The 25,757-nt window shown below is 64.1% G+C and carries 20 protein-coding genes; 13 read left to right on the forward strand and 7 right to left on the reverse strand.

Going from position 1 to position 25,757, the window contains the following annotated elements:
• Window positions 1-18: 18 nt before the first annotated feature.
• The 4 genes from N5I32_RS12505 to hisG all read left to right on the forward strand — a co-directional run bounded on the left by N5I32_RS12505 (window position 19) and on the right by hisG (window position 4,003).
• Window positions 19-450 carry a DUF1489 family protein gene (locus tag N5I32_RS12505; RefSeq protein WP_261496212.1) on the forward strand — a complete coding sequence of 144 codons (432 nt, stop codon included), beginning with the start codon at window positions 19-21 and terminating at the stop codon, window positions 448-450.
• A gap of 108 nt (window positions 451-558) precedes the next feature.
• Window positions 559-2,208 carry a histidine--tRNA ligase gene (hisS, locus tag N5I32_RS12510; RefSeq protein ID WP_261496679.1) on the forward strand — a complete coding sequence of 550 codons (1,650 nt, stop codon included), beginning with the start codon at window positions 559-561 and terminating at the stop codon, window positions 2,206-2,208.
• A complete protein-coding gene (locus N5I32_RS12515) occupies window positions 2,208-3,302 on the forward strand; it encodes an ATP phosphoribosyltransferase regulatory subunit (protein WP_261496213.1) in 1,095 nt (364 codons plus the stop codon). The genes hisS and N5I32_RS12515 overlap by 1 nt, the downstream gene beginning before the upstream one ends.
• Window positions 3,296-4,003 carry an ATP phosphoribosyltransferase gene (gene hisG, locus N5I32_RS12520; protein ID WP_261496214.1) on the forward strand — a complete coding sequence of 236 codons (708 nt, stop codon included), beginning with the start codon at window positions 3,296-3,298 and terminating at the stop codon, window positions 4,001-4,003. Before N5I32_RS12515 ends, hisG begins: the two co-directional genes overlap by 7 nt.
• Before the next feature lie 287 nt (window positions 4,004-4,290).
• On the opposite strand, the gene N5I32_RS12525 is transcribed toward hisG, so the two are convergent.
• The 3 genes from N5I32_RS12525 to N5I32_RS12535 are packed head-to-tail and all read right to left on the reverse strand — an operon-like array spanning window position 4,291 to window position 10,626.
• A complete protein-coding gene (locus N5I32_RS12525) occupies window positions 4,291-5,760 on the reverse strand; it encodes an HlyD family type I secretion periplasmic adaptor subunit (RefSeq protein WP_261496215.1) in 1,470 nt (489 codons plus the stop codon).
• Window positions 5,757-7,571, reverse strand: coding sequence for a type I secretion system permease/ATPase (locus N5I32_RS12530; protein ID WP_261496216.1), 1,815 nt, complete (start codon window positions 7,569-7,571; stop codon window positions 5,757-5,759). Before N5I32_RS12530 ends, N5I32_RS12525 begins: the two co-directional genes overlap by 4 nt.
• A 55-nt stretch (window positions 7,572-7,626) precedes the next feature.
• Window positions 7,627-10,626, reverse strand: a complete 3,000-nt coding sequence (locus tag N5I32_RS12535; RefSeq protein WP_261496217.1) for a T1SS-143 repeat domain-containing protein — start codon at window positions 10,624-10,626, stop codon at window positions 7,627-7,629.
• Between N5I32_RS12535 and N5I32_RS12540 the strand changes: the two genes are divergently transcribed.
• A complete protein-coding gene (locus N5I32_RS12540; RefSeq protein WP_261496218.1) occupies window positions 10,616-11,239 on the forward strand; it encodes a LysR substrate-binding domain-containing protein in 624 nt (207 codons plus the stop codon). The two genes, N5I32_RS12535 and N5I32_RS12540, sit on opposite strands and share 11 nt — an antisense overlap.
• Here the strand turns inward: N5I32_RS12540 and N5I32_RS12545 are convergent.
• On the reverse strand, window positions 11,236-11,547 hold the full coding sequence (locus tag N5I32_RS12545; protein ID WP_261496219.1) for a hypothetical protein: 312 nt from the start codon (window positions 11,545-11,547) through the stop codon (window positions 11,236-11,238). The two genes, N5I32_RS12540 and N5I32_RS12545, sit on opposite strands and share 4 nt — an antisense overlap.
• A gap of 460 nt (window positions 11,548-12,007) precedes the next feature.
• Here N5I32_RS12545 and N5I32_RS12550 point away from each other — a divergent pair, with 460 nt between their 5' ends.
• Window positions 12,008-12,367: a thermonuclease family protein gene (locus N5I32_RS12550; protein ID WP_261496220.1), complete on the forward strand. Its 360-nt coding sequence runs from the start codon at window positions 12,008-12,010 to the stop codon at window positions 12,365-12,367.
• 127 nt (window positions 12,368-12,494) lie between these two features.
• On the opposite strand, the gene N5I32_RS12555 is transcribed toward N5I32_RS12550, so the two are convergent.
• Both N5I32_RS12555 and N5I32_RS12560 read right to left on the reverse strand, forming a co-directional pair.
• Complete coding sequence (locus N5I32_RS12555) at window positions 12,495-13,958, reverse strand: restriction endonuclease (protein WP_261496221.1); 1,464 nt, start codon at window positions 13,956-13,958, stop codon at window positions 12,495-12,497.
• A gap of 340 nt (window positions 13,959-14,298) precedes the next feature.
• Window positions 14,299-15,312, reverse strand: coding sequence for a MurR/RpiR family transcriptional regulator (locus N5I32_RS12560; protein ID WP_369414308.1), 1,014 nt, complete (start codon window positions 15,310-15,312; stop codon window positions 14,299-14,301).
• Here N5I32_RS12560 and N5I32_RS12565 point away from each other — a divergent pair.
• The 6 genes from N5I32_RS12565 (at window position 15,291) to N5I32_RS12590 (ending at window position 23,086) form a co-directional block, all read left to right on the forward strand.
• A complete protein-coding gene (locus N5I32_RS12565; RefSeq protein ID WP_261496222.1) occupies window positions 15,291-16,310 on the forward strand; it encodes a polyamine ABC transporter substrate-binding protein in 1,020 nt (339 codons plus the stop codon). The two genes, N5I32_RS12560 and N5I32_RS12565, sit on opposite strands and share 22 nt — an antisense overlap.
• Window positions 16,311-17,378 carry an ABC transporter ATP-binding protein gene (locus N5I32_RS12570; protein WP_261496223.1) on the forward strand — a complete coding sequence of 356 codons (1,068 nt, stop codon included), beginning with the start codon at window positions 16,311-16,313 and terminating at the stop codon, window positions 17,376-17,378. It begins immediately after the preceding gene.
• The gene (locus N5I32_RS12575; RefSeq protein WP_261496224.1) at window positions 17,378-18,262 is read left to right on the forward strand and encodes an ABC transporter permease; all 885 of its coding nucleotides are present in this window, start codon (window positions 17,378-17,380) and stop codon (window positions 18,260-18,262) included. The genes N5I32_RS12570 and N5I32_RS12575 overlap by 1 nt, the downstream gene beginning before the upstream one ends.
• The gene (locus tag N5I32_RS12580) at window positions 18,255-19,091 is read left to right on the forward strand and encodes an ABC transporter permease (protein WP_261496225.1); all 837 of its coding nucleotides are present in this window, start codon (window positions 18,255-18,257) and stop codon (window positions 19,089-19,091) included. Before N5I32_RS12575 ends, N5I32_RS12580 begins: the two co-directional genes overlap by 8 nt.
• Before the next feature lies 1 nt (window position 19,092).
• Window positions 19,093-20,157: a DmpA family aminopeptidase gene (locus N5I32_RS12585; protein ID WP_261496226.1), complete on the forward strand. Its 1,065-nt coding sequence runs from the start codon at window positions 19,093-19,095 to the stop codon at window positions 20,155-20,157.
• Window positions 20,158-22,384: 2,227 nt separating this feature from the next.
• Window positions 22,385-23,086 (forward strand): recombinase family protein, encoded by a 702-nt coding sequence (locus N5I32_RS12590; protein WP_261496227.1) that lies wholly within the window; start codon window positions 22,385-22,387, stop codon window positions 23,084-23,086.
• 187 nt (window positions 23,087-23,273) lie between these two features.
• Here N5I32_RS12590 and N5I32_RS12595 read toward each other — a convergent pair whose 3' ends face one another.
• Window positions 23,274-24,185 carry a LysR substrate-binding domain-containing protein gene (locus N5I32_RS12595; protein ID WP_261496228.1) on the reverse strand — a complete coding sequence of 304 codons (912 nt, stop codon included), beginning with the start codon at window positions 24,183-24,185 and terminating at the stop codon, window positions 23,274-23,276.
• Between the two features lie 103 nt (window positions 24,186-24,288).
• Between N5I32_RS12595 and N5I32_RS12600 the strand changes: the two genes are divergently transcribed.
• Window positions 24,289-25,437: an acyl-CoA dehydrogenase family protein gene (locus N5I32_RS12600; RefSeq protein ID WP_261496229.1), complete on the forward strand. Its 1,149-nt coding sequence runs from the start codon at window positions 24,289-24,291 to the stop codon at window positions 25,435-25,437.
• Window positions 25,438-25,757: the final 320 nt, after the last annotated feature.

Consider the following 25,757-nt stretch of genomic DNA (forward strand, 5'->3'; position numbering starts at 1 on the left):
CAAGGTCTTGGGGGTGCCATGCCGGGATTCGTCCATCTTCTGAAACTTTGCGTCGGCGCCGACAGCGTCGAGGATCTGGTGGATTGGCACCGGACCCACCCCTCGCCCTTCCCCACGGGCGAGCGGCGGCACACCACCCGCATGTGGCCCAAGCGCGAGGCGGAGGTTCTGGCGGGCGGGTCGCTCTACTGGGTCATCAAGGGCGTGATCCTCTGCCGCCAGCGGATCGTCCGGCTGGACGAGGTGACCGGCGCCGACGGCATCCTGCGCTGCGGCATCATCATGGACCCGGAGGTGGTTCGGACCGAGGCCGCGGCGCGGCGCCCGTTCCAGGGCTGGCGCTACCTTGACCCGGCGGACGCGCCGCGCGACCTGCCGAAGGGCCGCGAAGGAGACAGCACGCTGCCCGAAGACCTCGCCCTCGCCCTGTCCGAAATCGGCCTCAGGTAGGGTCTGGCGGCCGCCGCGCCGCTTGTCCCGCCCGGCCCCATCCGCTACACCCGCGCGCGGATATTGCGGATGAGGGCGCTGGATCGCCCGCAAGCGAAAGACGGGACGATGGCCAAGGACAAGGGACCGAGACGACCGCGCGCCGAGACCCCGAAGGGGTTCCGCGACTATTTCGGCGCCGAGGTGAGCGAGCGCAAGGCGATGCTCGACACCATCGCGGAGGTCTATCACCGCTACGGCTTCGACGCGCTGGAAACCTCGGCGGTGGAAACGGTCGAGGCGCTGGGCAAGTTCCTGCCCGACGTGGACCGCCCCAACGCCGGCGTCTTCGCCTGGCGCGAGGACGAGGAGGGCGCAAGCCGCGAGGGCGACTGGCTGGCGCTGCGCTATGACCTGACCGCGCCCCTGGCCCGTGTTGCGGCGCAGTACCGCAACGACCTCGCCTCGCCCTACCGCCGCTACGCCATGGGCCCGGTCTGGCGCAACGAAAAGCCGGGGCCGGGGCGGTTCCGGCAGTTCTACCAGTGCGACGCCGATACGGTGGGCAGCGGATCGGTCGCGGCGGATGCGGAGATCTGCGCGATGCTGGCGGATGCATTGGAAGAGGTCGGCATCCCGCGCGGCGATTATGTGGTGCGGGTGAACAACCGCAAGGTGCTGAACGGGGTGATGGAGGTCGCGGGCATCCTCGACCCGACCGACCCCGAGAAGTTCGCCCACGAGCGCGGCATCGTGCTGCGGGCGATCGACAAGTTCGACAAGTTCGGCGAAGCGGGCGTGCGCGCGCTGATCGGCAAGGGGCGGATGGACGAAAGCGGCGACTTCACGAAGGGTGCAGGGTTGTCCGACGAACAGGCCGAATTGATAATGGGATTTGTTGCCGCATCGGACGCCGTTGACCGAAAACTAATAGATATGTTGGCTGAACATCCTACGCAGCCAGTGGCGGTTCTCAGACACATTCAAGCAGTTCGGGACGCTCGAAACGACTATGCTAGGCGTAAACTTGCGATTCCAATGGCGGCCATGGACGCTCGGAATAGAGTTACATTGAAGTATCTTGGTGACCTGGTGGGCTCATCTGAGACAGGCGCTGAGGGCGTATCCGAACTCGAACAGATCGCCTCCCTCCTCGACGCCCAGGGCTACGGTCCCGACCGCATCGTGATCGACCCCTCGGTGGTCCGCGGCCTCGGCTATTACACCGGGCCGGTGTTCGAGGCGGAACTGACCTTCGAGATCCTCGACGAGAAGGGTCGTCCGCGTCAGTTCGGCTCGGTCGCGGGTGGGGGGCGGTATGACGATCTTGTCAAGCGCTTCACCGGGCAGTCGGTGCCGGCGACCGGCGTTTCCATCGGCGTCGACCGTCTGCTGGCCGCGCTGCGCGCCAAGGGGCGCGTGCAGACCGACACGCGCGGCCCCGTCGTCGTCACCGTCATGGACCGCGACCGCATGGCCGACTACCAGGCGATGGCGACCGAACTGCGCCGCGCCGGCATCCGGGCGGAGGTCTACCTCGGCAACCCGAAGAACTTCGGCAACCAGTTGAAGTACGCCGACAAGCGCAACTCGCCCGTTGCCGTGATCCAGGGCGCGGACGAGGCCGCGCGTGGCGTGGTGCAGGTCAAGGACCTTTACCTTGGCGCGCGGATCGCGGCGGAGGCGAGCCACGAGGAATGGAAGGCCCAGCCCGCCCAGACCGAGGTCGCGCGCGACGCCCTTGTGGCCGAGGTGCGGCGCATCCTGGGGCAGGGCTGATGGCGGAAAAGGCGGCGGCCCGGGTCGAGGCGGCGCGCCTTGTCGCCGCCTTCCGCGCCGCGGGCGCGGTCGAGGTGGAGACCGACATCCTCCAGCCTGCCGAGGTGCTTCTGGACCTTTACGGCGAGGATATCCGCGCCCGCGCCTATGTGACCGCCGATCCGGTCCGGGGCGAGATGATGCTGCGCCCCGACTTCACGGTGCCCGTCGTGCAGATGCACATGGCCGACGGGGCGGAGCCCGCGCGCTACTGCTACGCGGGCGAGGTCTTCCGCAAGCAGGAACGGCCCTCCGCGCGGCGCGCGGAATACGTGCAGGTGGGTTACGAGGTGTTCGAGCGCAACGATCCCGTCGCTGCCGATGCCGAGGTTTTCGCGCTGTTCGCCCGGCTTCTGGCACCCCTTGGCCTGCGCGCGGCGACCGGGGACATCGCCATCCTGACGGCTGCGGTGCGCGGGCTGAAGACGCTTGAGACGCGCAAGGCCGCACTTCTGCGGCACATCTGGCGGCCGCGCCGGTTCACCGAACTGCTTGACCGCTTCGGCGGCCGCGCCCCGGTGCCGCCCAGCCGCCAGGCGCTTCTGCGGGCGCTTTCCGCGGGCGAACGGCCCGGATCGGCCCCCCATGTCGGCCTGCGCAGCAAGGGTGAGATCGCCGCGCGCCTTGCCGCGCTGGTCGAGGATGCCGGGGCTGCGCCGATTTCGGCCGAAGAGGTCGCCCGGCTCGAGGATCTCTTGAACCTTGCGGCCCCCGGCCCCGCCGCTCTGGCGCACCTGCGCGAGATGACGCGCGAGATGCCCGCCATCCTGCCCGCCGTCGACCGGATGGAGGCGCGGCTTGACGCGCTGGCACAGGCCGGGATCGACATCGGCACGCTCGCGTTCGAGGCCAGCCACGGGCGCACCACGCTCGAATACTACGACGGCTTCGTGTTCTCGTTCCACGCGGCCAACCCGGATCTGCCCCCGGTCGCCTCGGGCGGGCGCTACGACGCGCTGACCGAGGTCCTCGGGCAGGGCCGGTCCATCCCGGCCGTCGGCGGCATCATCCGCCCCGGCCTTGTCGCCGATCTGGGGGGGCTCGGGCCATGCTGAAGCTGGGCGTGCCCTCGAAGGGCCGGCTGATGGAGCAGTGCTTCGACTGGTTCGGGGCCCGCGGCGTGAAGCTTCGCCGCACCGGGTCCGACCGGGAATATGCCGGCGCGGTGGAAGGGGTGGACGGACTGCAGCTCGTGCTGCTGTCGGCGGGCGAGATCCCGCGCGAACTGGCCGCTGGCCGCATCCATCTGGGCGTGACCGGCTCGGACCTCGTGCAGGAGAAGCTGGCCGACTGGCCGTCGCAGGTGGTCGAGCTTGCGCCGATGGGGTTCGGTCATGCCGACCTGATCATCGCCGTGCCCGCCTGCTGGCCGGATGTCGACACGCTGGACGACCTTGACGCCGCGGCGGCGGCCTTTCGACGGGAACACGGGTTCCGCCTTCGCATCGCGACGAAGTACCACCGTCTGGTGCGCGATTTCCTGACCCGGCACGGGGTCGCCGACTACCAGCTGGTCGACAGTCAGGGCGCGACCGAGGGCACGGTCAAGAACCTGACCGCCGAGGCCGTGGCCGACATCACCTCGACCGGAGAGACCTTGCGGGCGAACCACCTCAAGATCCTGTCCGACGGGCTGGTGCATCAAAGCCAGGCGACACTTTATGCGGCGCGTGAGGCGGACTGGACGGGCGGCAGGCGCGCGACCCTGGCCCGGCTGGCGTCCCGTCTTGGCGTGTCCGCGGGCGATCTGGTCTGAACCGGGCCGGGCGATCCGGCGCTGATCCGCAGCCTGGATGGGGAAGGTTGAGGCGAGTACCGGATCGAGGCGGCCTTCGCGGGTTTGCTATCCGAAGGAACTTACAGAAAAAGCTCGATTCTTCTGTACGCTGATCGACTTGCCATCCCCTCTGCCAGACACCCGGGCGCTCGATGCGAACCATATCGCTGGCCACAGATGGCACAAAGTGCACGTGTTAGGCCCCGCCATCCGGTGGGCCTGGCCTGCGCTTGCATGGGGCCGTTCCCTGACGCGGCGCCATGTTTTTAGTTTTCCCGGAAGCTACGGTCGAGCGACTGCACCAAGGGCTCCACAAGATAGGAGACAAGCGTACGCTCGCCGTCGAGGATATAGACTTCGGCCGGCATTCCGGGCATCAGCCGCAGACCGGCAACCCTTTCCAGATCGCTCTCGTCGACCTCGACCTTCGCCAGGAAATAAGGCTCTCCGGTACGATCCTCGATCAGCCGGTCCGCAGATACGGACCTGAGCACGCCATGGATCTGCGGCAGGTTGCGCTGCCGGTAGGCAGTCAGCACGACCCGCGCCCGCATGCCGGGCTCGATCCGGTCGATGTCGGTGGGGCGGATGCGCGCGTCGATGATCATCGGCATGTCCTGCGGCACGATCTCGAGCAGGGTCTGACCGGGCTTGACCACTTCCTGCGGGCTGCGCGGCGCGACGTTCATCACCACGCCGGATATCGGCGCCCGGACCACCGTTCGGGACAGGATGTCGTCCAGCAGCGGGATGCGGCTGTCCACCTCGGAAAGCTGGCGCAGGATGTCGGCCAGTTCGCCGGTCGCGCGTTCCTGCACCTGGGCGTCCAGCGTCAGCAGCGAGAGTTCCGTCTCTCCGATCTTTTCGTGGTTTTCGGCGATGCGGGCGCGATTGCCCGCGATCTCCACCTCGATCTCGGCGGCTGCACATCGCAGCGAGAGGATGCGGGAGGCATGTTCGAGCCCGCGGTCCAGCAGGGTCTGGACCGTCGCCGTCTCCTCCGCGATCAGGGCGGCCTGCTCCTCGCGCGCGGCGATGACCGCCTCAAGCCCGAGGTTCTGCTCGGCAAGCTGGGCAATCCGGCGATGCAGGATGCTGCGCTGCCCTTCGACGCTGGCCCGGCGGTCGCGGAAAAGTGCCTGCTGCGCCGCCACGACCTCGGCGCTGGCCGGATCCGCGACCAGATCGGCGGGAAAGGCGATCTCGGTCGCCCTGTCGCGCTCGGCCGAAAGGCGTGCGGCCGCGGCCGCCAGGTAGCGCCGCCGTTCGGCCAGCCCGGCGCGGTTGGCACGCGCTTCCACGTCATCAAGGACGATCAGAGGATCGCCCGCCAGCACGGCATCCCCCTCGCGCACATGGATGGCGCGGACGATCCCTCCCTCGAGGTGGTCCACCGACTTCCGGCTCCCGTCCGGTGAAACCACGCCCAGCGCGATCGACGCGCTGGCCAGCGGCGCCACCCAGGACCAGCCGGCGAATGCCAGCGCCAGCACCGCAATGGTCGCGTAACCCAGCCAGCGCGGCCCGCGTGTCAGCCGCGCAAGCCGGCGTCTGCCCGAGGAACTGGCCCCGGCAGAGAGAATGCCGCCCGCGATCGGAACGAGGAACAGCGCCGTGGCAAGCCCCGCGAGGGTCAGGAGGCGCGGGTCCGCGTCCTGCGCGGTGGCGGTCAGCGCGCCGACGAAATCATCGAAGGCCGCCATCGTGGCGTCGAGCGTTTCCCTGAACACGGTCATGTCGGCACCTCGCAGTCATCTTCGTAGGCGTCACGCGACTGGGCCTGCGAAACCTGGGCGGCCGCGGCCGCGGTTTCGGTTGGTGGCCGCCGACGCTTCTTGCGCAGCGCCGCAAGCGCCTCGACCGGCGTTGCGGGCGCATCCCCGTCAGTCATCGGCGCGGGTTTCAGGATGGTGGCGGTTTCGCCGAACTTCACCGCCTGGCCAGCGTGCAGTACCAGCGCGTGGTCGGTCACCCGCAAGACCCCGGCTCGGTGCGACACGACGATCACCGTCGTCCCCATCGCGCGGAGCCTGCCGATGGCCGCGATCAGCGCGCGGTCGCCCTCGGCGTCGAGGTTCGAATTCGGCTCGTCAAGCACGACAAAGGATGGATCGCCGAACAACGCGCGAGCCAGTCCGATCCGCTGGCATTGGCCGATCGAAAGCTGCGTCCCTGCATCGGTGACCAGGGTGTCATAACCCTCCGGAAGCCGCAGGATCAGGTCATGCGCTCCCGCAAGCTGCGCCGCGCGGATCACCGCCTCGTCCTCGGTCTTGCGGAAGCGGGCGATGTTTTCCGCGATGGTTCCGGGGAACAGCCGGACCATTTGCGGCAGATAGCCGATGTACCGGCCGAGGTCGTCCGAATCCCAGGACGCGACGTCGGCGCCGTCCAGGCGGACATGGCCCGCGGTCGGACGGACCGCGCCGACCATAAGCCGGCACAGCGTCGACTTGCCCGCACCGGATTCGCCGACCACCCCGCAGATGCTGCCGGGGGCAAGGGCGAAGGACACGCCGCGCAGGATCGGCGGCGCATCCGGCACCGCGTAGCTCAGGGCCGACGCCTCGACCCGGCCCGAGGGCCGCGGCAGGCGCAGCGGGTCGGCCGCGTCGGCCCGCTTTTCGAAGGCGGCTGCCAGACGTCCCTCGGCCGCGCGCTTGGCGGTGAACCGGCCCCAGGCCATCAGCGACCGTTCGACCGGGGCGAGCACGCGGCCCAGGATGATCGACGCCGCCACCATCGCGCCTGGCGTCGTTTCGCCATGCAGGACAAGCCAGGCGCCGCTGCCGAGGATGAGCACCTGAAGGGCCGGCCGCACCGCCCGCGTCAGGCTCACGATGCCGATCGTGATCTCGTCGACGCGTTGCCGCGCCTCCATCGCGGCGGTGTGCCGGTCCTGCCAGCGGTCGAAGATCGGACCTTCCATGCCGAGCGGCATGATCGTCTCCCCCTCGGCCACAAGGCGCGTCGCCGCCTCCTGCCCGCTGCGAAGGTCCGCCAGCGCCCTGCCAAGGCGACGGCGTGTCAGGACTTCGTTCGCAAGGCTGGCGGCGAAAAGGACAAGCGCCCCGGCGACCGCGACCACACCGAGCACGGGATGCAGCGCCCATATGAAGACGATGAACACGAAGCTCCAGGGCGCGTCATGGAAGGCGATCACCGCGTCGCTCTGGTAATAGTTCCGGAGGTCGGCGACGTCGCGGATGCCGCTTTCGAAGCGACCTTCGGACAGGAGCCGGCCCATATTGCGTCTCAGCACCGGCGCAGACAGTTCGGCGTCGATATGGAGCGCCGCGCGCGACAGCATGACCCGCCGCGCCTGCTCCAGCACTCCGTAGGCCCCCAGCGCGACCAGCGCGACTACGGTCAGCCAGAGCAGCGTGTCGAGCGATCCGCTCGACAGCACGCGGTCATAGACCTGCAGCATGTAGATCGCGCTGACAAGCATCAGCAGGTTCGCCACTGACCCGAGCAGGAACAGAACCCATCTTTGGCGCCGCACGGCGCTCATCGCGTCCGAGAACTCGGAAGACCGCTTCGACATCGGTTGCCCCCCTTGAAGCGAGCCCGGGCAGGGCGCGGCCCCGCCCGGCGCACAATCAGACGCCGGCCACCGCGTCGTTGTCGTAAAGTCCGGTGCCGTCGAGGCTGACCGAGAAGCTTGCCGTGTCGGTGTCACCGTCGAAGTCGGTGATCTGCACGGTGAAGTCGAACTTCTGGTCCGGCGTTGGCTGCGCCTCGGTGATGTTGAACCCGCCGATGTCGAAGCCGTCGCCGTCGGTATCCACGTTCTCGACCAGGGCAAGGTTGTGCTCGTCCGCGGTGATGAACTCGATGCTGTAATTGTCGGCCGCGTTGTAGATGATCGCGCTGTGGTTGCCCGAACCGTCGTCGATGAAGTCGACGTCGATCACGGCGTCGTCGACCTCCGCGACATAGGCCCCGCCGGTCAGGGCCCAGTGCTCCAGGATGGTGCCGCCGCCGTCGCGCACGATCACCTCGACGATATCCTCCTGCGAGGCGCCTGTGAGCGGATTCTGCAGGAAGGCGTAGGCCTCGGCGTCCGTGTCGACCCCGTCGGCATCCGTGCCGCCCGACACCGGCACCACCGCGCTGTAGGCGGTGATCTGCAGATCCACGAGACTACCGTTGGGCGTGACCTGCGAGATGTCGACCTCTGCCCCGTTAGAAGGCATCAGCGCGGCGAAGTTGAGGTAATCCGCATCGCCATAGGCCGTGGTCAGTTGCGACGACGATCCGACGCCGACCACGATGGTGTCGGCCTCCGGATCATCGACATAGGCGATGAACATGCCCTCGCCGGAATCGGTGGTCTGGTTGTCGATGGCAAGCGCGGTGCCCGAGTTCTGTGCGTTCGAGGAGTTGACGAAATGGCCCGCGCTGCCGCCGACGACCGCCTGACCCGCCTTCGTCCCCGAGGTGACAAGGTTCACGCCCTCGCCGAACACGAGGATCGCCGGCCCGTCGGGATCGACCACCCCGCCCTGGTCCTTGGCGCCGAACACGCCGTAGATCTGCTTGCCCGAGGGGAAGCCGTCGAAGTCGAAGTTCAGTTCCGCCGGCGGCGGGTTCTGGTAGACCGAGAAGGTGTAGGTGCCGTTGGTCTGGTCGAGAACGACGTCGTAGTACTTGGTGTCGCCCGCGGTGAATCCGGCCACCCCGTCGCCGTCGACATAGTAGGTCACCGTCGTCGCGTCGCTGCTCAGCTCCGCCAGCAGACCCGGCACGGCGGCGGGCGCATTGCCCGAGGTGTCGCCGCTGTAGCTGGTGAAGGTGTAGGTCTTCGTGCCCGCGGCCGACAGGTTCGTGGCGTTGTTCTCGTCCGCGCCGATGACCCCGTTCAGCGTCTTGGTCGCAGACTCGCCGGACGCGAAGTCGATCGTCGAATTGGCAATGGGCCCGATCGCGGAGATGTCGTCGACCACCGTGATCTCGAAGGTCGAGGCCGGCAGCCCGATCGTGTCGTCGTCGTAGTCCGCCGCCTGCACGACCGAGGAGAAGTCGATCGTCAGGCTGCTCTGGCCGTTGCCGGTGGCGTGGTCGAGCTGGTCGAACTGGGTGTAGGTATAGGTCCCGTCGCCATCGAGCACGAGCGTGAACACCGTGATCGCGCCCGCCGTCGCCGTCAGCGTGTCGCCGACGACGGCATAGCTGAGCGCCACCCCCTTCGAGGAAAGCGCGGGCAGGCCCGAGGTGTCGACGAGAAGCGACCAGGCCGCCGGCTCGTCCGTCCCCGCGGTCACGAGGGCCGACAGGTCGCCCGTCGCCGTCAGCGGGTTGGTGCCCGTGTCGCTGCCGTCCGAGAGCGCCGTCTGCAGGTCGTCCTCGTCGACCGACCCGCTTTCCGTCCCGCCGGTCAGCACCGGCACGTCGTCCTGGACCGCATAGGTCAGGAACCCGGCCTCGGTCGCGAGCGGGTCGTTGTCGGCATCGAGGATCAGCAGCATGGCCGAGAAGTCGATAACGCTGACGGTGCCCCCGCCCGCAAGCAGGAGCGCGGTATTCTCGCCCCCGCCGGCCGCATGGTCGAGCTGGTCGTTGAGCGTCAGCGTTGCCGCGCCGACACTGCTGACTGAGAAGGTGAAGACGAGCCGCTCCCCGGCGCCGCCCTTGTCGACCCAGGCACGGATCACGTCCGCCCCGCCCATGGAGGCGTCGTCAAGCGTCAGCTCGTAATCGACCGCCTCGCCCTTCGACAGAAGCGCAGGCAGCACGGTATCGGGGTCGATGTCGTCGAGGTTGTAGGACAGCGGCGCGTCGGCCCCGGTCGAGGTAACACCGTCCGAGAGGTCGATCGTCGCGGTATGCGCGTCCACCGAGGCATCCTCGTTGTTGCCGGTGCTGAGCGCATTGGCCAGATCGTCTTCCTCCAGCGTCTCGGTGCCGATGTCCTCGCCCGTCGGCCCGTCGTCCTGGATGTTGACCTTGTCGCCGATGTATTCGGTGTCGACATGGGTGTCGCCGTCGGCGTCGGTCACGGTCAGCACCGCCTGGATGGCGGTGTCGAGCATGGTCGCGGTCTGGTCGGCGGTGGTGTTGGGCAGATGCTCGACCGCGCCGTACTGCACCACCTGCAGGAGGCCGGTCTGGGTGATCGAGACTGCCAGCACCACCGCGCCGGCCGCACCGCCCTCGCGCCCGACGATGATCATTTCGCCGTTGTGCTCCTCGACGAAGAGGATGATGTCGGCGCCCGAGATCGCGTTCAGGCCGCTGTCGGTGCCGGCAAGGTTGGGAATGGTCAGCGACCAGACCGCGCTGTCGGTCGCGGCGGCGCCGTCGGTGCCGAAGGCGGTGCCGGCGGTGCTGACCACCGCGCCGGCGCTTTGCGCCCAGCCGATGGCCGTCGCGGGCAAGCCGTCGCCGGTGGCAAAGACCGTCGGGACTGCGCCTGCCTGATCGGTGTCGGCCTGCACGCCCGCCGTTTCGTCATGCGTCACCGTCACGCCGGTGTCGGTGATGGCCGCCGTCGGCCCGTCGTCGTCCACGAGCAGGCTGCCGCCCACCGGCGTCGTCTCGACGATCCCCTGCGAGGTGTCGACGCGGCCGACATCGAACTTGCCGGCGATGTCGGTCACGGTGAAGCGGTTGCCCGCCTTCTACGGTGCCTGTCCGCAGGTCGAGGTCGAGTTCGATCTTGGTGACAGGTTCGTGGACCTGGTTCGCGGCGAAGCGGATATAGCAGTTCGCGTCGGACAACCTGGCGGATCCGAACTGAAACGCGAGCACCTGTTTCTTGGAGGCATGTTACCGCTGTGCACTCCGGAATTCGCCAAGACGCACGGGCTTGACGAAACAACTCGCGATCTGACTGGCATCCCGCTCTTCCGGTATTCGCCGACTTCGGGTGATCCCGCGATTGTTGGATGGGCCGAACTGCTCGAGCGGCACGGCATTCGGCGAGAGGATCCGGCTCCGCCCAATCGCGTCGCAGGAACCCGCGCCGCGCTTTCGGGGCACGGACTCGTCTTGTGCGGGCTGGTGTCGAGCTTCGCCGAATTGCGATCGGGAAGGCTGGTCGCACCGCTTGGGCCGCGGCTCTATACGAAGTACTCCTTCCCCTATGCCCTCGTCTGGTCGGCTGGCCGCTCGCTGACACCCGCCATGCGCAGTTTTCGTGGCTGGATACTCCGCGAACGCGAGGTATTTCTACGCGAGGCTTCTGAACTGGTCGGGGTGGAACTCAATTAGCGAAGGCCGAATCCTACCTGTGCTGTGCGCCGTGGGGCCGAAGGAACAAACAGTTCAGTGTCCACGTCTCCACCTTCCTTGCTCTGCTGAATGCCAACGGCACCACGAAAGAGCCGCGCAACTTCGATAGTGTCGCCCATGGCATGACCGCCGAGGCATTCCGCCAAAGTGTCATGGTTGCCTTCCCGATGTTGCCGGGCATCTTCGGCACCGGGATCGGGCTTTACCTGCAACGCGAAGACAGTGACATGGCTGAACAGATCATGCTGCACTTCGCTGAAAAGGACGTGCCGGTCCTGCCCGTGCATGACAGCTTCATCATTGCAGCCCAGCACAAGGATGAACTGGTCCGGGTCAAGTACTTGCGATGCAGCTGTAAACGGAACAGTGCGAAGCAAAGGCCATCAGCTTCATCGGGGCATCCTGCTGGTCGAAGTCGTAGCCGCTCGTCGGCAAAGCGGGTTGAAGCCGGACAATTAAACACTTGCCTGCGTGGGCTTTATCGCGGAGCATTCTTCCGGGGGCTGGCATTGACGGAGTGTCAGCGATGCGTTTGCTAGTCGGCTTGAGGTTCCCGTGCTCAAGCTCATAGTGCGTCTGATTTTCGGGGGCGGTTCCGCTCCGAGAGGAAGCGCCCCCTCGTCGAGCGAGGACGATTACAGGAGCGTGTGGCAACCTGAGAAAGCGCCACAGCGGCGAGTTGCAGTTAGCGTCCGCGTTACAGAACCAGCACCAGCACGACAGACGACTTTATCCGGCAAGTGCTACGTGATTGACGGGGATACGATCCAGATCGGCGAGGTCCGGTTACGGCTGGCCGGCATAGATGCACCAGAACTTAAGCACCCATGGGGGCAGAAGGCCAAATGGGAGTTGGTCCAGCTCTGCAAGGGGCAGATCATTACCGCAGAGATTGCAGTCGACATTTCATACGACCGGCTGGTTGCTACCTGCTACCTTCCCGATGGTCGGGACTTGAGCGCAGAGATGGTTCGGCGAGGGTTGGCCCTGGATTGGCACAACTTCTCAGGCGGCAAATACGCCCACCTGGAACCCGAAGGCGCACGCAAGAGGCACTGGAAAGCCGCCGCAAGGCAGCGCGGGCACATGCATGCTTTTCATAAGTGAAGTTGGCATTCGGCCCAAAGCCGCCATTCCCCAGAGAACTTCGTCTCTGGTGCGACGCCCCATATAGCGGCCGTCCACAAGGGATGAAAGTGAAGCGCCCGAGCAATAACAGGAACAGCGAGCGTCGCTACTGCTTCCATTGGTGCTCATAGCAAGAACGGAACTCAAGCACATCGATCACATCATCCGCTCTCGGCTCTCGTTCAATTTGCTGCTTGATCTTCCAAGCCAGGTGCGGATCGTCCCGAAGCATGTCGCTTCCAGACAACTTGTACCGTTGGGTGATCTGGATAAATCGGTCATCCTTCTGGCCGAACCTCACGACCGCTACATCACCTGGTTTTAAGTGTGCGAACCGACTATCAACGTCATAAAGGGTGTCGAAGTTTCCACGGAAATTGGCGATTTGTTCACTGATGCTGTCAGGCAAAGCTAGCCCTTCCTCATCGTGGATCTTTCCGAATTGCGGCTTTGGAAAGGACGCCGGGAAAACACTTTCCAAGGAAAAATCATCAAGCAAGATTTGCCGTTCACCCTTCATTAGAAACTCTAGCGTTCCCGACACGGGCTGCCCATCCACAAAGTCCACAAAAATATGAGGCACCTCTTTCCAGCTGTCACCTTTGTCATCGATCACAAGCATGTCTTCATATCGAATGATACCGTTGAGATGGAACATCGCCTGGTTCTTCTTGGGCAATCGTTCCCAAAAATCTCTGATGAAATCAATTGTTTCCCGATTTGCTCGATCCTTCTTCGGATCGTGGGTTCGGTCGTATGGGTTGCTGAAAAAGATCGGCGGCTCAGCAAGGTCAAAGGTCCTCTTTTCCTCGTCAAACCAAGCATAGCACTGCTTCACCGAGACAATCACGCCCCGCGGGTGCAGCTCGACAACTTCGTAGTCTTTCCAACGCGGCCTTTCCTCAAAATCTGCATACTTCGATTCATAAGGGTAGTGGCGATCCTTCGAGTCCCTAGCCAAGATCCAGGAGCGTGATGGGTTTTCTCCAAGAATTCGCATGATTCGGTTCTTGTTGGTCACCTCGGACCTGATTTCAGTGGCACGCGAGCGCTTGCGTCTAACGTTCGATATGCCGAAGAAGGTGAACAATATTCTGTCGTTCTTTGGCTGGTGTAGCTCGGTTTCGAGCGTGGCATTGCCCCAAAGGTAGAACTCAAGGACGCCCAACTTTGTCAGTTCGTCGCGAAACGTGTCGTAGGATTTCTTGGAGAAGTTAGTTGCTGCCGCCAAGATGTATCCGTATGGCGGATTCCCAGGGTCGATGTCCTTTAGGATTTTCGCGATCTTGCTGGGCGGAATAGTCTTCTCGCGCTTGCACTGGATCATCCAGAGGTTACCGTCCATCGGACGGACGACCTCTTCGCCATCATCATCAGTGACAGTTGTCGTGGTACGTTCGAAAGCTCTGATGTCGAAGCCGTCGTCGTCACCGCCCTTGCCGGTAGCTTCGATAGTCTGCCAGTCGCGAAAGTCGTAAATCAACTCTCGCACCAAGTCTTCGAAGCGCTTGGGATCGAGGTCTTCGAAGTGGATAGGGTTCGTTGTTTTCGTGGGGTTGCCGCTAGCCATAGACAGAAGATTACCAAAGTCTGTCGAGAGTAGAAGCAAATATCGCCAGCATTGGGTCAGTCTCTACGCATCATGTTCGCAATTTGGGCCGTTTGGTAGCTTCGTCGCCGCACGGGAACATTGCCGATCTTACCCTTGTGTGAATGCCTGCTATCCGTGCAACGGACAGCTTGCTTCGCATCTGCACCGGCCGTCTGCTTTCCGCCCTTCGTGCAGGCCAGGGCACTTACGGCCCTTACGGGCGGTTCGGCTCCAAACACGCCGCATGGCAGCATTCCCTGAAGCGGCTGTTCGCGCAGGGCCGCTGTGTGGTCTTCGGTTTCTCGGTAGCAATTCGGACCTAGTATAGGCTCAGCCCCCGCATGATCGGTGGCCAGTCTCTTATGCGTTTCCGGGCCTTCTCCGGCGCGCGACCAGCGACCTCGTGGATTATGATGTTCATCAGTGTGGTCATCGGGCCAGTACTTTCCAGGAAGGCGTCGACCTTTGTGGCAACATGGAAGACGAAGGGGGTCTCCGGGCTGGCCCAGGTATTCAGTTCGTCCGTCACCACGACCACCTGCATACCCAGGCCGCGCGCGGTCTGCACAATGGGCAGGGCTTCGCGGGCGTAAGGCGCCATGTCGATCATCAGCAGGCAGCGCGTCTCTTCGGCGCGGCGGAAGGAGGGGATCCATTCCACCAGGCCGCCGTCGTGTGGCGACAGGAACCGGACCGAGCCGCGCACGATTGACAGGCGGCGGGCAAAATCCTCGGCGATGCCGCGGATGGTCTGGAAGCCGGTGACGAAGACCTCATCTGCACCGGCGATCGCGTCGATGGCCTTGGGCCAAGCGGGCTTCTCTACCTCTTGAGCCAACGCCAGAACCGCGTCGGCATCGCGTTTCAGGATCGCGCCGATTTCGCCGTCGAGCAGGCGGAAGTAGCGGTCGGATGGCGAAACATGCGCATGCACCAATGCCGCCTGCAGGTCTTCCTTCAGCCCCTGCAGGCCCTTGTAGCCCGCGCGCTTGAGGAAGCGACTGACCGTGATCTCGCTGACGCCGGTCTTGGCGGCGATCGAGGCGCCGGTCTCCAAGCCCAGGGTAGGTTCGTTCAGGATCAGCCATTGGGCGATGACCGCCTCTGATTTCGTCAGGCGGCTGGACATGCCACGCAACCGCGCGGCAAGCGGCGAATCCTCGGGTGGTGCAGGTAGGTCATTCATGACAGAGTTTACACCAAGCAATCTAGATGGTAGCAATCTGTCATTACCATAGCATGCCCGAGTCGCTGCCGCCAAGACCCTTGAAACCGGCAGACTGAACCGAAGGCACCAACCGGGAGGGGAACATGAAGGCAATTGGATTGGCATCGGCCATCGCGGTGATGGCAGGTGTGGCGCAGGCTGAAGGCACGCTCGCGCTGTACAACTGGGGCGACTACATCAACCCCGAAGTGCTGACGAAGTTCACCGAGGAAACCGGCATCGCGGTGACGCTGGACACCTATTCCTCGAACGAGGAAATGCTGGCGAAGATCCAGGCGGGCGCCACGGGGTATGACATCGTCTTCCCCTCGGTCCACATGAACGACATCATGATCAAGCTGGGGCTTCTGGAAAAGACCGGCATCAACACAGCGCCGGACTTCAAAAACATCGACCCGGCCTTCATCCGCGCCAAGGAAGACCCGAACAGTGAATACTGCCTGCCCTACGCCTGGGGCACCGTGGGCATCTTCTACAACGAGGACATCACCGGCCCGATCACCGGCTGGGCGGATTTTTTCGCGATCCCGGAAAAGAGCGGCGCAAAGATCACGCTTCTCGACGACATGCGCGAGGTTCTGGCCATCGGTCACATCATGAACGGGACGTCGGTCAACAGCATTGATCCGGCCGAAGTGCAGGCGGCGGCGGATTATGTGCTGTATCACAAGGCCGCCGTGAACGCCTTCACTTACGAGGTGCCACCGATGCTCGCCTCGGGCGACATCGCGGCGGGTCATTTCTTCGTCGGTGGCAACGTCTTCTTCACCGACACGCCGAACATCAAGTACATCATCCCGTCCGAAGGCGGCACGATGTACCAGGAAAACATCTGCGTCCTGGCATCGGCGCCGAACAAGGAGAATGCCAAGAAATTCCTTGAGTTCTACCTGAAACCCGAAATCGCCGCGCTGAACGTCGCGCAGCAGTTCAACGGCACGCCCAACATCCCGGCGAACGACCTGACGCCCGACTTCATCAAGTCGAACCCGAACATCAACGTCGGTGCTGACACGATGGCACGCCTCCAGATCTTCGAGGACATTGGCGCCGCGCTCAAACTCTACGACCGCGCCTGGAACACGATCCGAACGGCGCAGTGAATGTCGGCGCTTCTGGAAATCCGTGACGCGCGCCGGACCTTCGTCACCCCAGAAGGCGGCCGCCTGGCCGCCCTCGACGGGGTCAGCCTTGATGTCAGCGCGAATGAATTCGTGACGCTGCTCGGGCCCTCGGGCTGCGGCAAGACCACGCTTCTGCGCGCGATCTCGGGGTTCGAGACGCTTGACAGCGGCACGATGCGGCTTGGGGGCGCGGACCTGACCGGCCTGCCGCCCTTCCGACGCCCGGTGAACACCGTCTTCCAAAGCTACGCCCTCTTTGGCCACATGACCGTAGCGCGGAACGTCGGTTATGCGCTGGAGGTAGCCGGCGTCGCGAAGGCAGCACGCGAGGCTGAGGTCGCCGAGGCGCTGGAGAAGGTGGGCCTAGCGGGCCTCGGCGCGCGCAAGCCTGGCCAGCTTTCCGGCGGCCAGCGGCAGCGGGTGGCGCTTGCCCGCGCGATCATCGCCAAGCCGCAGCTCCTCCTTCTTGACGAGCCCCTCTCGGCGCTGGACCGCAATCTCCGCCAACAGATGCAGCTGGAATTGAAGACGCTGCAGCACTCTCTCGGCATCGCCTTCATCTTCGTGACCCACGACCAGGAAGAGGCACTGACGATGTCCGACCGGATCGTGGTCATGCGCGCAGGGCAGATCGAACAGATTGGCACCCCACGCGACATCTACCGCCACCCGAAGAACCGCTTCGTGGCGGAGTTCATCGGCGAGACCAACCTGATGCCCGTGACAATCGACCGGGTTGACGGGAGCGAAGCTCTGGCCCGGACCGCCGAGGGCGTCGAACTCCGCCTGCCTGCCTCGGGTCGCAAACCCGGCGAACAGGTAACAGCAGTCCTCCGCCCGGCAGATTTCACTTTGGGCGCCTCCGGTATCCCCGCCACCGTCTCCCGAGCGGTCTACCTTGGGTCTGACCTCTACGTCTTCGTCCAACCAAAGGCAGGCGGTCCCGAACTCCGCGTCATCGCGCGCGACACTGCCGGGGTCGAGGCCGGGGCGACCGTGCATCTGTCCCACGATCCGGCGCGCGTCCACGTGCTGGAGGCCGCGTGATGGCGGTGAAGCGGCAGTCGGTGGTGCTGGGCGTCCTCCTCGCCCCAGTGACGCTGTTCCTCGGCGTGTTCTTCCTCCTCCCGCTCTGCATCATCGCGCTCTTCTCCCTCCTCACCCCTGGCCTCTACGGCGGCGTGGAATGGTCCTTCTACCACTGGAACTACGGCCGCATCTTCGGCTGGGCAGACGGGATCAATGAAATCTTCGAGCCGATCTATTTGCAGATCCTCTGGCGCTCCCTCTCCTTCGCCGCGCTGACGGTCGTCCTGACCCTCATCCTCTGTTACCCCGTCGCCTTCTGGGTCAGCCGCCTCAATGATCGCTGGCGGCTGGTGTTCCTGTTCCTCATCACGCTCCCGTTCTTCTGCAGCCTGATCGTCCGGCTCTACGCTTGGCTTCTGATCCTGAAGCCGACCGGACTGCTGAACACGATCCTCCTCTGGACCGGCCTTATCTCCGAGCCGCTGGAGATCCTCTACACCCCCGCCGCCGTAGTCCTTGGCATGGTCTACGTCATGATCCCCTTCATGTTCCTGCCGCTATATGCCGCCGTCGACAACCTTGACCGCGCGCAGGTCGAGGCGTCCATGGACCTTGGCGCGAACCGCATTCAGACCTTCCTCAAGGTGATCCTGCCCCAGACCCTACCCGGCATCCTCGGCGGAGCGGTCATCGTCTTCATCCCCTCGGTCGGCAACTTCGTGGTCCCGGACGTGCTGGGCGGCGCCAAGGGCCTGATGATCGGCAACCTGGTCGAACAGCAGTTCCTGTCATCGCGCAACTGGCCCTTCGGATCGGCGCTGTCGATGATCATCATGGGCGTAGTGCTGACCGTCCTCATGGTCTCGGTCACCCGCGCGCGGAAGGTGAGTGGCCATGCGTAACCCTGTCGGCTGGGCCGCACTCACGGCCTTCTCGCTCGCCTTCTTCGCCTTCATCTACGCGCCCCTCTTCGTCATCATCGGCTATTCGTTCAACTCGAACCCGGTCAACATGATGATCTGGGAACATTTTACCTTCGACTGGTACACGGGCCTTCTCGGCCTGTCGGACCGGACGACAGATGTCTCGAACCGCGCAGCCTATGTCGAAAGCACCGACCAGATGCTCGCCGCGCTGCGCACCTCACTGACCGTGGCGCTGTTCACCACCACGATCTCGACCGTGATCGGCACTGCCACCGCCATCGCGCTGGCCCGGTACCGGTTCCGGATGCGCGGCTTCTACAACGGCTTCCTGATGCTGCCGATGATGATGCCCGACATCGTCCTTGGCATCGGCCTTCTGATCTTCTTCGTCACCATCGGCATGAAACTGTCGATGCTGACAATCATCATCGGCCACTGCACCTTCCTGACCTCCTACGTCTTCATCATCGTTCAGGCCCGCATCGCCGGCATCGACCCCGCGCTGGAAGAAGCCTCGGCCGACCTCGGCGCCTCGGAATGGGTCACCCTCCGCAAAGTCCTCTTGCCGCAACTCACCCCCGGCATCCTGGGCGGGGCACTTCTGGCCTTCGTCATTTCGATGGATGACCTCGTCATCACCTATTTCATCTCGGGCACCGGCGATACGACGCTGCCGGTCTTCATCTTCGGCATGATCCGAAGGGGCGTGAAGCCCGAGATCAACGCCATCGCAACGCTAATCATCCTCGCGTCCGTGGTGATCGCCGCCCTTGGCCTGTGGCTACGCAGCAGAAAGACCGACTGACATGACCCGACCCCGCGCCCGTGATCTGGGCCTGCCCTTCCCCGGCACCCCCGGCCCGCTGAACGCGATCACCGATGTGCCCGGCGTCGCCGTCGGCTTCTGCACCCTCACCGACCCCGCGCGGAAGATGCGCACCGGCGTCACCGCGATCCTGCCGCGGCCGGGAACCGAGCCCCAGCCGGTCTGGGCCGGGCACTACGCGCTGAACGGCAATGGCGAGATGACGGGTACCCACTGGATCAATGACTCAGGCTATTTCCTCGGGCCGATCCTGATCACCAACACCCACGGCGTGGGCGCGGCCCATACCGGTGCGACCCGCTGGATGATCGACCACTACGCTGACTATTTCGCCAAGGAACACGCCTGGGCGATGCCCATCGTCGCCGAGACCTACGACGGCGTCCTGAACGACATCAACGCGCTTCACGTCCAGCCCGAACATGCCATCGCCGCCCTCAACGCCCGAAGCACCGGCCCGGTGGCAGAAGGCTCCACCGGCGGCGGCAACGGCATGATCACTTACGAGTTCAAGGGCGGCACTGGCACATCCTCGCGCCGGATCGCCCTAGGCGGGCATGACTTCACCGTCGCGGCCCTCGTGCAGGCGAACCATGGCATTCGGCCGTGGCTGACGATTCTCGGGCGGCCGGTGGGCGAACTGATCCCCGAAGACTCGCTTTACGCCGGAGAGATGGGCTCGATCATCGTGATCCTTGCCACCGACGCGCCGCTCTCCGGCCTCGCCCTGCGCCAGGTTGCGAAGCGCGCCGCCATCGGCATCGGGCGCGGCGGCACGCCGGGGGGCAACAACTCGGGTGACATCTTCCTCGCCTTCTCCACTGCCAACCCGGGTCCGATGCCGCAATTCGCCCCGGCCATCTCCAGCCGGCAGGAACTGAACATCGAGCTCTTGGACAATCTCTACCTTGGCGCCGTGCAGTCCATCGATGAGGCGATCGTCAATGCGATGGTCGCCGGCGAAGATGTGGCGACGGTCAAGCCGGATGGATTGATATGCCGGGCATTGGACCTAGATCGGCTGAAGGCACTCTTTGCCCGTTAGGCGCAGCTTCAACGCTGTTGCCTGTAGGTACGGGCAGACCAGAATAATAGGCGACATTCAATTCGCGACCGCGAAATTTCGGGTGGCCCGCATGCAAAGGCAGCTTTCGCCATTTGTTTCGAAGGAAATGCCGAACGGCCGTAACCGTTCGGCCTGGAGGAAAATCCTATAGCAGGTCAGCGGTACCCGTATTCTGTGGTTCGGATCACGGAGTTCGGCTCCGCCCTCGGACAACAATCGGGCGGAGCCAACTCCAGAAACTCATCGTCGCACTTACACTTGCAGCACTGGTTACACACAACGACGATGATATCTGCGCCTGAGATAATATCGCATAGCGCGGCACTTTGGGGAACTTGTCTAAATGGACATGCTCTTTCGGCCAAAGTGAACAATCCCGTGCCGGCTGGGCGGATTGGCTGCGCAAATCCTTAGAATTCGCCGAAATTCCGCCAAACTTCTGCCGCCCCAATTCCTTCGCGCCCACGGGACTTATCAGGGGTCACACGCCGGCGACTCACTCGACGGCACGGGTCGGCCCGTCAATTCCGGCGTTGCAGCCGCGACCAGGCCTTGCGCAGCTCCGCCCGCTCCGGCGCGTAGGAGGTATCGAAGATCGACTCGCGCGGTTCCCGTTGCGCCGGTTCCGGCCTGGTTTCCGGCTTCGGCGATGTGCCGCTGCGGTCCTTGCCGGGTTCGTCTTCCGGGGGGTAAAACCCTGTGCAGCTTCCTCTTCAGCCTGACGTCCAGCCCAAGCCCCGCGCATCTCACCCAGATGGTCGTTCCGATTGAGCGCAGAGAGCCGCTCAGGGGCCATGGAGCGTTCGTAGGCTGTCAGGTTACCCAGATCATCGTAGACCGGCATGAGCGCCTCTCCTGCGAAGCGGGAGCGTTGCTTCAGCCGTGCCTGGATCACGGGGAGGTATTTCCCGGTGATCACCCCAGCCGTCGTGCCTGTGACAGTCCGGCCAGTGCGGGGATCCACCCCGTTCACCGCGGTCTGGACCGTCTGCATGGCACCCTGGCTGAAGTTCTGCCGACCGGAGACAGTCGAGAAGTAGTAGCCGCGGCGGCCTTTCTCAACACCTAAAGACCCCCTAAAACCTCAAACGGTCGGGAATCCGGATGCTGCCAGGAACTCCCCGGCCAGCTCAAGCTATCAACCCAAAATTGAGCCCCTGATTCGGGCAGCTTATCAGTTACACCCACCGGCCCCTCGACGCCGTATCATTTGCGGAGCGTATTGGAGGACTGCATCAACTGGAACAAGCAACGAGGAAGCGACGACACAGGGGGCCTCCAATTAGCGGTGTGGGTCAAGAAAGCTCAGTTAAACCGATCTCTGCGGGGTGGGAGTCACCGTCAGCAGGCATCGCGAAGGGTCAGCACACCTGCTCAAGAAAGTTGATTTCGAGGAACACGGGAAGCCCGCAAATTCCAACGCAGCTCAGCTTGAATACACAATCCAGGGTAGTATTTACTTCAGCGTTACCGCCGGAAGATCATCGGCAAGACAGGGGGCCAAATCGAAAGAGCAGGCCTTTCGCACCAATTTGGCCAAGTTCAGTCCCTAAAGTCTAACTAGGCCCGAAGGTGAAGATCGCGACTAAAGACACCCTAAAGGCTGCTCGGATCGGCACGCTAGGTGAAAAGGGGGCCAGCGCATGGTCGAAAACCATGCAGTTAAGCCCTCACAAAACACCTCTAAAATAGGTGTTGACGGAATCGAAAACAGGTGTAAAAAGGGCAATGCCCCCACCGGAGGCAATACAGTCGCATTTGAAGCTGGCCCTGAAAACGTCGCTGAGAGTGCTGGCTTCAGTCTCAGATCTGGCGACTGAATACTCCAGCCAAAACAGGTCGGCGTGGGCAGGGCCCGGCTTTCACAAGTATCGGACATAAGAGAACGCAGCCGGACCAAACACTTTTTGTCGAGTGCGCTTGTTTGAACGCTCCATACAGTCCGTAAATGTACGCCTGCTGACTCTGCCGCTAAAATCTGGTGACGGGCAAACCGATCCTTCTTCCGGTCAGACACCGATCACGGCATCGGAAGCGGGAATGCCGTGCACAGCGAAGGCATTTCAGATGGCACACAAAACCGGACCTCGGCGACCTGGAAAGCTACCCAGCCCCCTCCTAAAATCTTGGCGTCTCTCGATGGATTCCACGTCGTAACGTTTCGTGATACGACCAATTGACAGAGCGTGACACAGGGGAAGCCCATATGCCGGAAGGTCGGTTCGTTTCCTACCTGCGCGTATCGACGCAGAAGCAGGGCGCCCAGGGACTCGGAATCGAGGCGCAGCGCCGGGCGGTTGCCGAGTTCATGAATGGCGGCAGCTGGCAACTCCTTGGCGAACTGTTCGAGGTGGAGAGTGGCAAGCGAAAGGACCGGCCCAGGCTGGCTGAAGCAATAGCTCTCTGCCGAGCCTTCACCGCCAAGCTCGTCATTGCCAAGCTGGATCGCCTGAGCCGCGATGCTGCATTCCTGCTCTCGCTACGAGATGCCGGGGTGGAATTTGTTGCTGCAGACAACCCTCACGCAAACCGGCTGACGGTAGGAATCCTGGCTCTTGTCGCCGAGCAGGAGAGGGAAGCCATTTCGCAACGAACGAAGGCAGCGTTAGCTGCGGCCAAGGCGCGTGGTGTTCAACTGGGTGCTTTTCGGGACGGGAAGTTTGTTGGTCGAACGGCGACCCCTGAGGATGCGGTGGTGGCCCGATCGGCTCGGTCAATGCAAGCGAGGGAGAAGGCAGCCCGAATCCGCTTTCTGATCGAACGATTTGACCCCAATGGTCATCTATCGATGAGGCAACTGGCGGATCGCTTGAATCGGGAGGGTGTGCCACCTCCCTCCGGCCGTGGTGCCTGGCACCCACAGACGGTGAAACGTCTCCGACTGCAGCTTGAAGCCGAAAGCTGCTAGCCCCCCGATGCGCTAACCGATGAGTATGGGACTGAAGTCAAACTCCCGTGAAGGTTGCGCGCAGCCATTTATCAAACAGGCCCACCAACGTGTACGCTCAGAGGGGATAAAAGGCAGGCAAGCCAAACGCGTAAGAAAAGAAAGGCAGGCAAGCCGACCGTCGCCCGCGCCTGTTTGACAATCGGCGTCACGCGGAGGCTTGTCGCTGCATCCAGTGAAGCAGGGCTTCTAGGGCCCGGCGCCTCGGGTGCTCGCTCCGATAGACAAAGTAGAAGCCGTAGCCGGGCAGAACGATATCGCTCACTTGCAGAAGACGGCCATCGCGAAGCTCCCGTGCCACAAGCACGTCGCTACACAGCCCAAGCCCCTGTCCGGCAACGATCGCTTCGATCCCGTGATGCTCTTCGTGGAATTTCAGGTGTGGTGGCCGGACGGTGCCGCTGATCCGGTGGCCTGCCGCTCGGGCAGCAGTCTCCCAGTGACGCCAGGTAGGCGCTCCGGCGTCGGTCAGGGGCCAGCCGACCTCGACGCGTGGCAGATCGAGGATCGCCTGAGGCTCGAGCATCCCGACGCCTCCGTCAAGCATCGACGGCGCCGCCACGACGTGGAAGGTATCGCGAAGCAGCTCCACCGCGACTCCGTCCGTCGGTGATTGACGTGCATAACGGATCGCGACGTCCACTTCGCCCGTGCGAAGGTTCAGCACCGTATCCGTTCCCACAAGGTCGAGCGTCGACCCCGGCGCTTCCGCGCGCCAGCTGTCCAGGCGCGGCAGCAGCCAGCGCGCGGCGAAGGCGCTGGTCGTGGTGACCCGAAGATGGCCGATCCGGCTGCCGGGGGTTAGGCGACCAAGCTCGTCCGAGATCGACAGGAAGGCGTCCCGGACAACCGGCAGAAGCTGTGCGCCCGCGGTGGTGAGTTGCAAGGGCCTCGGCTGGCGCTGGAAAAGCGGTTGGCCGCAATAGCGTTCCAGGAGCCGTATCTGGTGGCTGACGGCTGTGGGCGTGACGGACAGTTCCTCGGCCGCCTTCCTGAAGCTCAGCAGGCGGGCAGCCGCTTCGAATGCCTGAAGCTCTCGGAGAGGTGGAAGCCGATGCATGGGGCCAATCTAGATGAATTGCTTTCATCTTGCCCGAAATTCTTTGCTGTTGCCCCACTTCTCATCGAGGCCGACCATTCCGGCATCCCGGAAGGAGGTCATCATGCTGGACGGACAATCGCCTGTGACCGCCGCGACCATGATCGATAGGTTCGAACGGATCCGCCCCCTGCTGGCGGAACAATCCGGGCGCCTTGATGCGGATCGAAGGCTGTCGGACGAGGCGTTTCGTGCCCTGAGCGAAGCGGGGTTCTTCCGCCTGCTGCTGCCGGCTCAACTCGGCGGATGCGCGCTTTCGCCCCTCGACTTCATGACCGTGGTCGAGCACGCCGCAGCTTTCGATGGGACGATCGGCTGGCTCGTCGGAAACGGTGGCGGCATGTCGCGCGCCGGCGGCTATCTGTCGTTGGAAGCCGCTCAAGCAGTGTTCGTGAGCCCGTCGGCCTTCGTCGCCTCAAGCACGGGCGCAATCGGCAAGGCGGTTCCCGAGGCGGGCGGATACCGCATCACCGGCCGTTGGCCCTTTGCCAGCGGCGCGCCACACGCCACGACCTTCGCCCCGCTTTGCGAGATATGCGATGGTAGTGGGCGGATCGTTCTTGCGTTCCTGCCACGCGGGGCTGTCAACTTGATCGACAACTGGCACGTGTCGGGCATGAGAGGCAGCGGAAGCTGGGACTTCGAGGCGGACAACGTGTTCCTGCCAGCCGAATTCGTTTGCGACCTCCAGCCGGTTCCGACCCAAACCGGTATCGTCTATCGCCTTCCAGGCGTATCCGCCTTTGTTTGGACGGTCGCCACGGTGCCGCTCGGGATCGCGAAGGGCGCCATCGACGCGCTCGTCTCGGTCAGCGCCGGCCACCGTCGTCTGGGTGTCAGCGTTCCCGTCGCGGAACGCGAACTGGTGCAGGCCCAGATCGGGCGCTGCCTTGCGTCGTGCAGGGCGGCGGGCGCCTATCTGCGGTCAGCCATGTCGGACCTGTGCGCCTCCGTCGACAGCGAAGGTGCTGATCAGGTTGCGGCCCGGATCAACTACCGGCTGGCCTGTTCTCACGCCGCTGACGTCGCAGTGGGCGCCGTGCTGCGGGTGAACGATCTGATTGGAGCCCGGTCCCTTGCCGAGTCCCAGCCCTTCGAGCGGCGCGAGCGCGACGTTCGCGCAGCGGCCAAGCACATCGCCATGAGTGCCGAGCAGTTCGTGATCGGTGGCCGTCATGCTCTCGGCGGCGATATCAGCGGCGCAAGCTTCTGACCATCGGCGCGCGCCGGTCCCGCCGTAACCCCGCCGCGTCGGTCCGCTGTAGAGTTGCCGGGCAGATCGATCAGCGGTCTCGGGTCCGCGATAGTCGATTTCCGCCGGCCGGCCCAGCCCGCCGCCCGTCTGAACGCGAGGATCGACGAGCGGAAGCCGTTCGCCCTTGTCGGTCTCTCTGTCCTGGAGTTCTGGCCCCTTGCGGCACAAATGCAGCGCGCCGTAGGAAAATCGCTCAGATCTACCGCAAGACGGGTATCGCGGCACTGCGTTTCTCTCCCAACGGTGCGCCTGCAGGATCGCTTCCTCTGATGGCGACA

The sequence above is a fragment of the Albidovulum sediminis genome, assembly GCF_025380365.1.
GTDB classification, from domain to species: domain Bacteria; phylum Pseudomonadota; class Alphaproteobacteria; order Rhodobacterales; family Rhodobacteraceae; genus Albidovulum; species Albidovulum sediminis.

What these genes read in the sequence shown, in the direction of transcription:
- N5I32_RS12505 (WP_261496212.1), top strand. Translation starts at nt 19, where the DNA reads ATGCCGGGATTCGTCCATCTTCTGAAACTTTGCGTCGGCGCCGACAGC.
- hisS (WP_261496679.1), top strand. Translation starts at nt 559, where the DNA reads ATGGCCAAGGACAAGGGACCGAGACGACCGCGCGCCGAGACCCCGAAG.
- N5I32_RS12515 (WP_261496213.1), top strand. Translation starts at nt 2,208, where the DNA reads ATGGCGGAAAAGGCGGCGGCCCGGGTCGAGGCGGCGCGCCTTGTCGCC.
- hisG (WP_261496214.1), top strand. Translation starts at nt 3,296, where the DNA reads ATGCTGAAGCTGGGCGTGCCCTCGAAGGGCCGGCTGATGGAGCAGTGC.
- N5I32_RS12525 (WP_261496215.1), bottom strand. Translation starts at nt 5,760, where the DNA reads ATGACCGTGTTCAGGGAAACGCTCGACGCCACGATGGCGGCCTTCGAT.
- N5I32_RS12530 (WP_261496216.1), bottom strand. Translation starts at nt 7,571, where the DNA reads ATGTCGAAGCGGTCTTCCGAGTTCTCGGACGCGATGAGCGCCGTGCGG.
- N5I32_RS12540 (WP_261496218.1), top strand. Translation starts at nt 10,616, where the DNA reads ATGTCGGTCACGGTGAAGCGGTTGCCCGCCTTCTACGGTGCCTGTCCG.
- N5I32_RS12545 (WP_261496219.1), bottom strand. Translation starts at nt 11,547, where the DNA reads ATGCACGGGCAGGACCGGCACGTCCTTTTCAGCGAAGTGCAGCATGAT.
- N5I32_RS12555 (WP_261496221.1), bottom strand. Translation starts at nt 13,958, where the DNA reads ATGGCTAGCGGCAACCCCACGAAAACAACGAACCCTATCCACTTCGAA.
- N5I32_RS12565 (WP_261496222.1), top strand. Translation starts at nt 15,291, where the DNA reads ATGAAGGCAATTGGATTGGCATCGGCCATCGCGGTGATGGCAGGTGTG.
- N5I32_RS12560 (WP_369414308.1), bottom strand. Translation starts at nt 15,312, where the DNA reads ATGCCAATCCAATTGCCTTCATGTTCCCCTCCCGGTTGGTGCCTTCGG.
- N5I32_RS12570 (WP_261496223.1), top strand. Translation starts at nt 16,311, where the DNA reads ATGTCGGCGCTTCTGGAAATCCGTGACGCGCGCCGGACCTTCGTCACC.
- N5I32_RS12575 (WP_261496224.1), top strand. Translation starts at nt 17,378, where the DNA reads ATGGCGGTGAAGCGGCAGTCGGTGGTGCTGGGCGTCCTCCTCGCCCCA.
- N5I32_RS12580 (WP_261496225.1), top strand. Translation starts at nt 18,255, where the DNA reads ATGCGTAACCCTGTCGGCTGGGCCGCACTCACGGCCTTCTCGCTCGCC.
- N5I32_RS12585 (WP_261496226.1), top strand. Translation starts at nt 19,093, where the DNA reads ATGACCCGACCCCGCGCCCGTGATCTGGGCCTGCCCTTCCCCGGCACC.
- N5I32_RS12590 (WP_261496227.1), top strand. Translation starts at nt 22,385, where the DNA reads ATGCCGGAAGGTCGGTTCGTTTCCTACCTGCGCGTATCGACGCAGAAG.
- N5I32_RS12595 (WP_261496228.1), bottom strand. Translation starts at nt 24,185, where the DNA reads ATGCATCGGCTTCCACCTCTCCGAGAGCTTCAGGCATTCGAAGCGGCT.
- N5I32_RS12600 (WP_261496229.1), top strand. Translation starts at nt 24,289, where the DNA reads ATGCTGGACGGACAATCGCCTGTGACCGCCGCGACCATGATCGATAGG.